This is a genomic window from Okeania sp., from assembly GCF_983059655.1.
Genome location: NZ_CEZPJD010000270.1, coordinates 1 through 9,724, shown reverse-complemented (window position 1 = coordinate 9,724; position 9,724 = coordinate 1). Strand labels below are relative to the sequence as shown.

The window sequence follows — 9,724 nt, the reverse complement described above, 5'->3', positions numbered from 1 at the left end:
ACCATTTTGCCACCTTCTGGTAACTGCTGCATCAAACGCCCCCTGGCTGCAATTAGTTTCAGGCCGTCCTCTAGACTAAAAACTCCTGCTACTGTTGCTGCCACATATTCACCCACACTATGACCCATGACTACATCTGGTTTAATGCCCCATGATTGCCATAATTGAAATAGAGCATATTCTATGGCAAATATAGCTGGTTGGGTATAGGCTGTTTGGTTTAGGGTTGATGCCTCTGTATCTTTGCTATAGATAATCTCTTTCAGAGATTTTCCATTCAAACTTCCCAGAATTTGGTCACATTCGTCTAAAGCTTTTCGGAATACTGGTGCTTCTTGATACAGTTGTTTTGCCATATTCACATATTGAGACCCTTGACCTGTGAATAAAAAGGCAATTTTAGGTATTGTTGCATTATTGGGTAGTTTCCCTGGGAATATCCTGGTTACTTCTTCTCCCTGTTTGTACTTCCCAAGTTTTTCTAATAATTCTTTTTCGTTAGAAGCAATCAAAGCTAATCTATGATTAAAGTCAGCCCTGCCTGTGTTGGCTGTATAGCAAATGTCACCTATTTCTAATTTTGGATGAGTTGCGAGCTGGTTTTGATAACTACTGCATAACTCCAACAGTGCTTTTTCTGTTTTAGCCGAAAGAGTTAAAATATGAACTGAACGTTCTACATTCTCGTCATTTGTGGTTTTTGACTTTGGACTTTGGACTTCCTCTGGAACTTCTTCTAATACAATATGAGCATTTACCCCACCAATACCAAAAGAACTTAAACCTGCCCGTCTAGGAATCTCTTCTCCTGATTTATTCTTTAATAGTTCCCACTCCTGATCTTCCTCTATGATATAAAAAGGAGTATCTTTGAGATTAATGCGTGGATTTAATCCCTTGAAATTGACAATTTGGGGCAGCTTTTTGTACTTCATTGCTAATAGTACTTTGATCAATCCTGCAATTCCTGCTGCTCCTTCTAAATGTCCTATATTACTTTTTACTGCTCCTATGCCACAATAGGGTTTCTCTGTTTTTTCTACTCCGTACTGTTTATATAGTTGTCTGTAGGCTCTTTTCAAAGCATTAATTTCTATTGGGTCTCCCAATGGTGTACCCGTTCCATGGGATTCTATATAAGATACTGTATCTGGAGAAATATTAGCGTTTGTATAAGCTGAACGAATTACTTGAGCTTGGGAGTAAACATTGGGAGATGTGATTGTTCTCGCTTTCCCTCCGTGATTAATGGCACTCCCTCGAATTACACCATAAACCCGGTCGCCATCTTCTATTGCTTTTGTCAGAGGCTTTAATAAAACTACTCCGGCTCCTTCTCCCCTGACATAACCATCAGCATCATTACTAAATGTTCTACATTGACCTGTTGGCGACAACATCCCCAGTTTACTCATCTGGATGTATGTTGTTGAGGTAAATAACACACTTATTCCACCTACTAATGCCATTTCACATTCTGAGTCTTTGAGGGACTTCAGAGCGTAATGAATAGCTACTAGTGAGCTTGAACAAGCTGTATCGATGGGAATACTTGGGCCGTGTAGGTTAAAAAATGAAGAGATGCGGTTGGGAATCATACAAGTCCAAGTTCCTGTTCCACTATGACCTTGTACATTTTCTTGATTTCGGTTCATCAATAGAATAGAGTCATAGTTACAAGCTCCCATAAAAACACCCACGTCTTTCCCTGAAAGTTGAGATGGTGAGTAACCCGCGTCTTCCATACAACACCAGCTCAACTCCAACATAATTCTATGTTGGGGGTCTACTTGTGCTGCTTCTCTGGGAGAAATACTAAAAAACTCTGCGTCGAATTCATCTATATTTTCTACTAATCCTCCCCACTTACTAATACTCTTATTTGGTTGATTAGGTATAGGAGAATAATGCTTTTCTACTTCCCACCTTTGGGGAGGGATTTCACTTATACTATTTACTCCTGCCTCCATATTTTCCCAGAACTGGTTATAGTCATCGGCTCCTGGAAATCGACAAGCAATGCCAATAATAGCTATTAAGTCGCTGTTTTGTTGTTGCTTCATAAAATCAACCAATATTAAATATTTGATTTGTCATTATTCTAGCTTTTAAGGTCTAATTTCCTGACCCCGATCGATCTGAATTTTAGTATGGATAAATTAAAGCTGATTTATCCCGCTTCTTTATCTTGCTCTATTACACCCACTGTCTCTAAAGACATGGATTTTGAATCATTAATAATACTCAAAATATCCCAAGCTACTCTTGACCAGCTATAATGTAATTCTGCTATCTGACGCCCTGTTCTTCCCATTTTTTCACTGTTCTTTGGGTTTGACAATAGGTATTCAATTTCAGTGGCAAAAGCATCAGGATTATCGTAATCTGATATGACAATACCATTTTTTCCGGGAGTAATTACTTCAGGATTCCCCCCTCTAGCAGTAGTAATAATGCATAGTCCAGTTGCCATAGCTTCGTAATGCACCCTAGCTAGAGGCTCTTCCCATTGGGATGCGCATACAAATAGGTCGCCTAATAGGAAATAATCTGCAACTTCTGATGGTGGGATAAAACCAGTTAGCTGAACTGCTTGGCCTAACTTTTCTGCTTGTGCTTTAATTTCACGGACATAATCGTTTTCTTTGTTATTGCCGTACCATTTACTTCCTACTAGCAATAATACAGCAGATGGATGTTTTTCGATTACTTTAGCGATCGCAGATATTAATAGATGAGGTCCTTTTTTATCTGTCAACCTACCCACGCAAAGGACTACTTTTTTGCCCTCCAAGCCATGAGTTGCCAGCATTGCTTCTCGTTTCTCTTTTTCCCCTTCCGCCCACCTTGGCTGAAACCGTTTGAGGTCTACTCCAGCATATACAGGTTGAAGTTTGTGTTTATATTCTGGAAATAATTTGGCAATACCATCAGCAATAAATTTACTGACTGTCACTACTTTTTCTACTCGTTCCAGGCATTTAATTGCCTCTTGTGGTTCAATTTTTTTATCATGGAACATTTCGTTGTGCATACTCAGAAGAAAGCGACTATTAGGAGCTGCTTTGGCAACCAAGGACACATACTTAGGACGGTTATAAATTACGATCCAATCGAAATTTTTCCCTTCTACAAATTTGGCTACAGCTTGATAGTATTCTTCTGAAGAGTCTGCTGTAGTGCGCTCGTAACGAATATTGTCTCTAATTTCTCTATCTAATAAATCTGGATCTGCTATTGAGAATACTGTGATTTCATGCTCTCGTTTCAAGTAAGGTAGAATACCGTCTATGTATGTCTGGATAGCTCCACCTCGGACATAAGGCACTGGTAACTTTTCTGTGCAGACTAATAGTATGTTCACGTTATCAACTTGAGCTTATAATTTCTCTTGAAGTATACGGGATTTTGATACACCTTGAACCAAATATAAAAAAAAAATTATTTACAAACAACAATAAGTACATAAGTAAAAAAATATCAAGCCCTTACTCTAATAAACTGGGCTTGATAGAATCGTCATTGGACTCAAGCTGCAACTTTATCGGTAAGATATATTGCTACCAACTTTAAACCCAAATTAACTCCTACACAATGTGCTAATCTCTCTAGCCTAAGACTCCCTTATCAGTAGTCTTTTTCTGGACTAGGGCAATTACCGGCTGTGCATTCTCATCCACTTCACCTGATTCTTTTAATTGTTCAATAGTCGCACGTAATTTTTTGAACAGCTTACCTTCGCCCATCCGAAAGTCAGAGATATCGTCTTTATCCACACCACTCATTTCTAAAATAATGGTGTTTGCTGCTTGTGCCATTTTTTTTGTTCTCCTTAAATTTTTACTACTTAATTTAACTTATGTTGCTAGAGAAAATTCAAGCCTTTTTTTTGTCTGATACACTTCTCGAAATTATCATACGTAGGATATAAGTTTAGGAGCTAAAATACCTTATAGAGTGAACGATTATTCCATCACTCATAACTGAAGTTATCAAACTTTTTTAGGTACTTAAAGCACTTATATTCACTATTACTAAATCCAGAAAATCTTCTTAGCCTAAAAGTCCTGTATCTTTTTTCTTTGTCTTGAGAATAACAATTATGGGTTGTATATTGTCCGATAATTCTCCCGAACTTTTGAGGTCTTCAATTTTGTTGCTGATTTTGTTAAAAACCTTACCCTCTCCGCTGCGTAAATCTTTGACATCATCACTTTTAGCCTTGCCGAAATCTAAAATAACAGTGTTTGGTACTTGGAGCCGTTTGTTCGATGACATTACCATTTTTTTGTTCTCCTTTGTTTTTACTAAATTATTTGGTTCAATAAAATTTTACCAAAAGCCTACAATTATTTTTTTCTTACAGTTATTTAGTGCTTTGTCTGAGTAAGATTGATGAAAGTGCCTCTTTCAGTTACACTTCAGCAGTGACAGACATGAGGAGTATGATATCAACGAATTCTTGCTTCTAACATACTCCCCATAACTTACTAACACCAAGGTTATAATATCTCCTAAGCTTCCTGCTTCACAGGTACATAGCGTCTACAGAATTAAGATTTTGCTTGAGCAAAACTACTTTTGAGAAAATGTTTCTCATGTAGTAAACTACATTGCACTCGACCTATATTTTGTAGAACAAAAGCTAGGATTCAAGATTATTCTTTTTACCCAAAGCTTGTTAGTTGTGATTTATGCTAATCAGTGTTTAGACTTGAATAATTTTTTAATTATTCAAATCTAATTATTCAAACAATTTAATACTAATTAAGCTGATTTAACCTAGCTTGTGCATAGCCTAACACCAGTTCTTAGGGAAATCTTTAATCCAACCGTTTTTTCTTTTTATTGTTTAGATTCAGGGCTTTAATCTTGATAATTACTCAAAGTAATTATTCAAATAATTTAATACCCGTTAAGTCTAGACCCAATTTGGAGGCTGCTTTAGTAGAGTTTTTAGGGAAATCTTTAATCCAACCGTTTTTCTTTTTATTGTTAGATTTTTCGTGAGCCTCGCGATATGCCGTGGTTGCCTTATCACTCATTTTTACTACACTGAATATAGTTTTCTCTATAGGTGATAAGGTTGATGAGTGCTTTTTCTTAGCTTTTTTCTTTTTGGGCGACTTGCCTTGGATAGTTTGTGGCTCACCACCAAAATCATCATCACTTTGCAACACAATAACGCTTTTTACATCAGTTTCTTTGGCCATTTTTTTCTCCTTGTATGTTTTCTACTTAAGTATATTGATATTTACCATTATAATAACACATTATTCCGAAAATTTTTTAATCTTTTATATACAGTTACCAAGGCCGTAAAGTAAGTGTTTTAATTATTAATTAAACAATTTGTCCAGTATCTGTACAAGATACAATTAACTATTAATGGGACTTTAGACAAATGTCTAGATCTAGTTGGTAGAGTTAATGTGTACTAATAAACATACAACTTTAACTAAATCAGGATTTTAAAGTTGTACTAAAGTGCTACTCAATTTCATATATTTAGTATTAGGTCAAAGTTAAAATTGCTATCAACTTATTTTTTAGTATCTCATGGTAGTCGTAACCCACGACCGCTCCTAGAATTACAGACACTAGCTGGGCTTTTGTCTGAGCAAATAAATTTAACTGGAAATTTTACGAGTAATGATATTCCTCAATGTTCTTTAGTTGGTACAGGAGTTTTAGAACTGGGGCTTAAATCTTTGCACGAACAAATTGAAGATTTTTGGGAAGATAGGCGATCGCTCTACGTTAGTCAACTCAAAATAATTCCTTTATTTCTATTACCAGGAGTTCATGTTACTGAGGATATTCCAGCAGAAATAGAAGCATTCAAGTACAAGATTAAAGCAGAGGAAAAAAGTCAGTCCAAATCTATATTTAACTCTGAAACTAATAGCTGGACTAAAATCACTCTATGCCCCTATATTGGTTCCCATCCAAAAATGGCAGGTTTACTTGCAGCCAAAGTAACTTCTGTAACTGCTGATGCTTGGGTACTTATTTCTCATGGTAGTCGTTGTCCTGGCGGCAATGACCCTGTGGAAAAAATAGCTCAGTCTCTCAGTAGTAGTTGCCAAGTGTTGGTATGCACTGCTTATTGGTCTGTTCCTCCCGACCTGAAATCAAGAGTTGAAATATTAATCAGTCAAGGATATCGAAAAATTGGGATTTTGCCTTACTTTCTTTTTAATGGAGGTATTACTGATGCGATCGCTGATACAGTTAATCAATTTACTCAAATATACCCTACTATTAAGTTCCATTTGACCCCAGTCCTTGGGGCAACTGATGAGTTAGCGAAATTAGTTTTGGATTTGATTAACCTCGATGAAACTTATATATAGCGCTGTGCGCAGCTCATTTGGCAGTAGGGGGGATAAAAAGCTTATTATATAAAACTTTTAGCTATTGGACAGTTCCTGAAATTTGTAAAGCAAGCCAGCGCACATTGCTATACAAGGGAGTAGAAAATAGGGGCCAATTTGAGAGATTCTCTTGAGAATCTATTGGTATTTTAAAGTAGGCGATTAACTTTTTTTGTCAGGAGCTAGGAGATGGAGGGAAGGAATATGGAAAAATGAATTTGGTTAAAAAAGACTCCCCACTTCCTTATTTATCTCTATTTATCTCTTAAAAGAGTATGTTTTTGACAATCAAATAACAAAATGGGAAAGGAACCTGCAAGCATAAATAAATTCAAACTCAAAATATCTACGCTTTTTTCTCCTTTGTCTGCCAAGTTTTCCTTTTCCTCTAAGTCTAGTCACAACCAGGTAAGCATTCAGCTATCAGCAGTCAGCTATCAGCAGTCAGCTATCAGCAATTAGTAATGAATAATTACTTCTAAGTTTTTGTCCAGGGACTTTAGCAGTAACTATTTATTATTTTTCAATTTCAAAGGTTGCTTTTACGCAGACCCAAAGTTAATAGCTGTTAACGCAGTTCCGATAGCTGACGGCTGTTTGCGCAGCATTCCGTAGGAAATGCTTACACAGCCAGAAAGTAAAAACCTACTCTTGTGAACTTACTTATCTTCCCACCTCCCCATCTCTTGTTAAATATCTCGAATGGGTTCTATAGAAGAGAACTCTAAGAAATTAACCTTTTGCAAATAATTACCCAGAAGTTTCAGTTACTTCTTCTGCTTCAGCTTCTCCGAACACTACTCGCAGTAATGGTGGTGCTAAGAATGTTGTAATAATAACCATGAGAATAATTGCTACATCCAAAGCAGGAGATAAAGCGCCACTAGCGGAACCAACTGAGGCAAAAACTAAACCAACTTCTCCCCGTGGCACCATGCCAACACCAACAGCTAAACGGTTAATGTTATCTAAGCCAAATACACTAAAACCACAGGCAACCTTACCGACAATAGCAACAACTATTAAGAAGATCGCGATAACTAAACCTTCACGGTTAGTAGGAATAGCTGGGTTGAGAACTCCAAGATTGGTTTTTGTCCCCACTGTGACGAAGAAAATGGGAACGACGACATCAGAAATAGGACGAATTAGCTCTTCTAACTCTCTACCTATTTCTGTTTGATCCAAGTTATCTAAAACTAATCCTGCTGCGAAAGCTCCCAATATTGCTTCCAAATGGATCGCTGTACCAATGTAGGACATAAATAAGGCGATCGTCAAAGCAGGAATAACTGCTCGTCCACGAGTTTTAAATTTTTCACCAAAGAAAACAAAGGTGTCATTAAAGAAACGACCAAGCAATATTGCACCCACCAAAAATACACTGGCACTGATGATGAGATAAACGGCGTTGACTACATCGACTTCACCAGTCTTTGCTAAACTTGCTACTACTGCCAGGATAATAATGTTAAACTAAGCCAGGTAAGTTACCCTACCCGACTCGTCTTCAGAACCGGACGTGAGACTTTCACCTCATCACGGCTCCTCTCTTGAATGTCCCTTGTCATGGGTACATCCCTCCTTAGTGTCAGCATATCGTCAACCCATAAAGAACCTTCAGGTAAATCCTGTAACTTTGGTTTTGGATATGTCTTGTTATCTAAGGCAGTTTTTGTATCGTGGCAATGTCGGTGCAACAATTGTTTGTTTTTGTATGTGTTGTCACCACCTTTAGACCTGGGTTTTATATGGTCTACTTCCATAAGGTCGTCTAGTCTAAAGGTTAATCCGCAATATGCGCATTTGTTTTTCTGACGTTTGAGTAGTGTAGTTACTTCTTTTCTAATTCCTGGATATTTGCCAATTCTGTTACTCCAATAAGTCCAATCACCGTCGTAAGGAGATTTATTGCCTTTCACTTTTATGTGCCTGATGATAGGTACATCCGAGTGCTGGTTTAGCACATATTCGCCATCGTTGAGAATCCAGTTTCTGATGCTGAGAAAAATGGCCTCTATGCCATCATGTGCTGACCTTCCTGGCCTAAAACCATAGCTGTTAGGTTCAAAGCGTGCTTCCCATTCTGGTTCCATACCTAACTTTACCAAGGCTTGTAACGCTCTATCGTACATCGTTGGGATGCCTAAAGGACGTTTATCTTCTCTTCCTGGTTTTGGTATCCAGACTCTACGGGTTGGGCTTGCTTTGAGAGGGCGTGTTCTTAGTACGTCAACCAAGTTAAATCTCTGCATGGGACTTAGGTTTTTGATTCCGTCTATCCCGACAGTTTTTCGGCCTTGGTTGTCTTGTGTTACGCGCCTAACAGCTAGCAACCTTGCATAGTAACTTTTCGTCAGAAGTCTTTGATATTTGCGCATCTTGCGGAGTTCGCCACGACTGGATGCTCTGTAAATCAATTTTTGCAGTTTGAATACATACTTTTCTACCCTTTTCCAGTTTATGTCCTTCCACTGGAGTGTTGGATTGCTGGACGCTTGAGAGGGTGTATCGTGTATGTCCCATACCACACTTGAGAATGCTTTAGGGTTTCCTAACTTCTTCTTTAGTATTTTGGCTTTGTTCATTGCTAATCATTGCTTTACATTACATTCAACAGTGGACACGTCAGCATTAATGCTTCTTGTCCAATCCTACTCTCCCCAAAACCTGCGACTGTTGCGCAGATTGACCTTGAATGGCTTCCTAAGTTAATCGACCTGTGTACTTAGGTGTCTTGGGGAGGTTTCCTCGTTCCCTTATGCCTTTATTACGACCGATTTAGTGGGGCAAAATCTCCCGAAGGGTTCTGTATGGTTGCTGATAATATATTGGGCATAATATTATCCATGACCCTTTTGACTATGTAAGTCCTACATTCCTTAGCTACTTTTGGAATGGTTTGATGTAACGAGAGTTTGATTGCCTTTCTGTTCGTCCACATACCGATCTCTGCTAAAAGTCTCACTTATTTAGTAGTTAAAGCTTTGACCCCATTTATGCCAGCTTCAGGGATTGATGTTCAGTCGCTACCCTGTGGCCTACGCTGTCAACCCAACAACAAGGCGGTAGGAATTTCACCTACAAGACTATAAGAGTTTTCCAGGTCGGAATTATTTATTCCATGTCTTGACCTGAAAGGCTTGCTATACCTGCCCTATGGCGGTTTTACTAGCCAACGAGTCGCACACCCAGAACATCATCTATAACAGCAGCGCCCAAAATAATTTGACCTTCTTGGGTATTGAGACGGTTAATTTCTGCTAGTACCCTGGAAGTAATGCCAATACTGGTTGCTGTAAGAGCTGCTCCTGCAAAAATTGCTGGCACTGCTGAGACATGGAATA

The 9,724-nt window shown here is 38.2% G+C and carries 7 protein-coding genes and 3 pseudogenes; 1 reads left to right on the top strand and 9 read right to left on the bottom strand.

Annotated elements, in window-relative coordinates:
• From AC3DU7_RS16125 to AC3DU7_RS16105, 5 genes are all read right to left on the bottom strand, one after another.
• Positions 1-2,063 (bottom strand): type I polyketide synthase (locus AC3DU7_RS16125; protein WP_488040343.1); only part of this gene is annotated, 2,063 nt, incomplete at its 3' end.
• A 107-nt stretch (positions 2,064-2,170) separates the two neighbouring features.
• Positions 2,171-3,364 (bottom strand): glycosyltransferase family 4 protein, encoded by a 1,194-nt coding sequence (locus AC3DU7_RS16120; protein ID WP_488040342.1) that lies wholly within the window; start codon positions 3,362-3,364, stop codon positions 2,171-2,173.
• A gap of 244 nt (positions 3,365-3,608) precedes the next feature.
• On the bottom strand, positions 3,609-3,818 hold the full coding sequence (locus AC3DU7_RS16115) for a DUF6200 domain-containing protein (RefSeq protein ID WP_488040341.1): 210 nt from the start codon (positions 3,816-3,818) through the stop codon (positions 3,609-3,611).
• Positions 3,819-4,053: 235 nt separating this feature from the next.
• The gene (locus tag AC3DU7_RS16110) at positions 4,054-4,284 is read right to left on the bottom strand and encodes a DUF6200 domain-containing protein (RefSeq protein ID WP_488040340.1); all 231 of its coding nucleotides are present in this window, start codon (positions 4,282-4,284) and stop codon (positions 4,054-4,056) included.
• 608 nt (positions 4,285-4,892) lie between these two features.
• Positions 4,893-5,213 (bottom strand): DUF6312 domain-containing protein, encoded by a 321-nt coding sequence (locus tag AC3DU7_RS16105; protein WP_488040339.1) that lies wholly within the window; start codon positions 5,211-5,213, stop codon positions 4,893-4,895.
• Positions 5,214-5,531: 318 nt separating this feature from the next.
• Here AC3DU7_RS16105 and AC3DU7_RS16100 point away from each other — a divergent pair, with 318 nt between their 5' ends.
• Positions 5,532-6,356, top strand: a complete 825-nt coding sequence (locus tag AC3DU7_RS16100) for a sirohydrochlorin chelatase (RefSeq protein ID WP_488040338.1) — start codon at positions 5,532-5,534, stop codon at positions 6,354-6,356.
• 771 nt (positions 6,357-7,127) lie between these two features.
• Here AC3DU7_RS16100 and AC3DU7_RS16095 read toward each other — a convergent pair.
• The 4 genes and pseudogenes from AC3DU7_RS16095 to AC3DU7_RS16080 all read right to left on the bottom strand — a co-directional run.
• A pseudogene (locus AC3DU7_RS16095) lies at positions 7,128-7,847 on the bottom strand (cation:proton antiporter); the annotation flags it as partial.
• A gap of 20 nt (positions 7,848-7,867) precedes the next feature.
• Positions 7,868-8,299 (bottom strand): HNH endonuclease, encoded by a 432-nt coding sequence (locus tag AC3DU7_RS16090; RefSeq protein ID WP_488040344.1) that lies wholly within the window; start codon positions 8,297-8,299, stop codon positions 7,868-7,870.
• 72 nt (positions 8,300-8,371) lie between these two features.
• Positions 8,372-8,965: pseudogene (locus AC3DU7_RS16085) on the bottom strand (reverse transcriptase N-terminal domain-containing protein); the annotation flags it as partial.
• 598 nt (positions 8,966-9,563) lie between these two features.
• Positions 9,564-9,724 (bottom strand): annotated as a pseudogene (locus AC3DU7_RS16080) (cation:proton antiporter domain-containing protein); the annotation flags it as partial.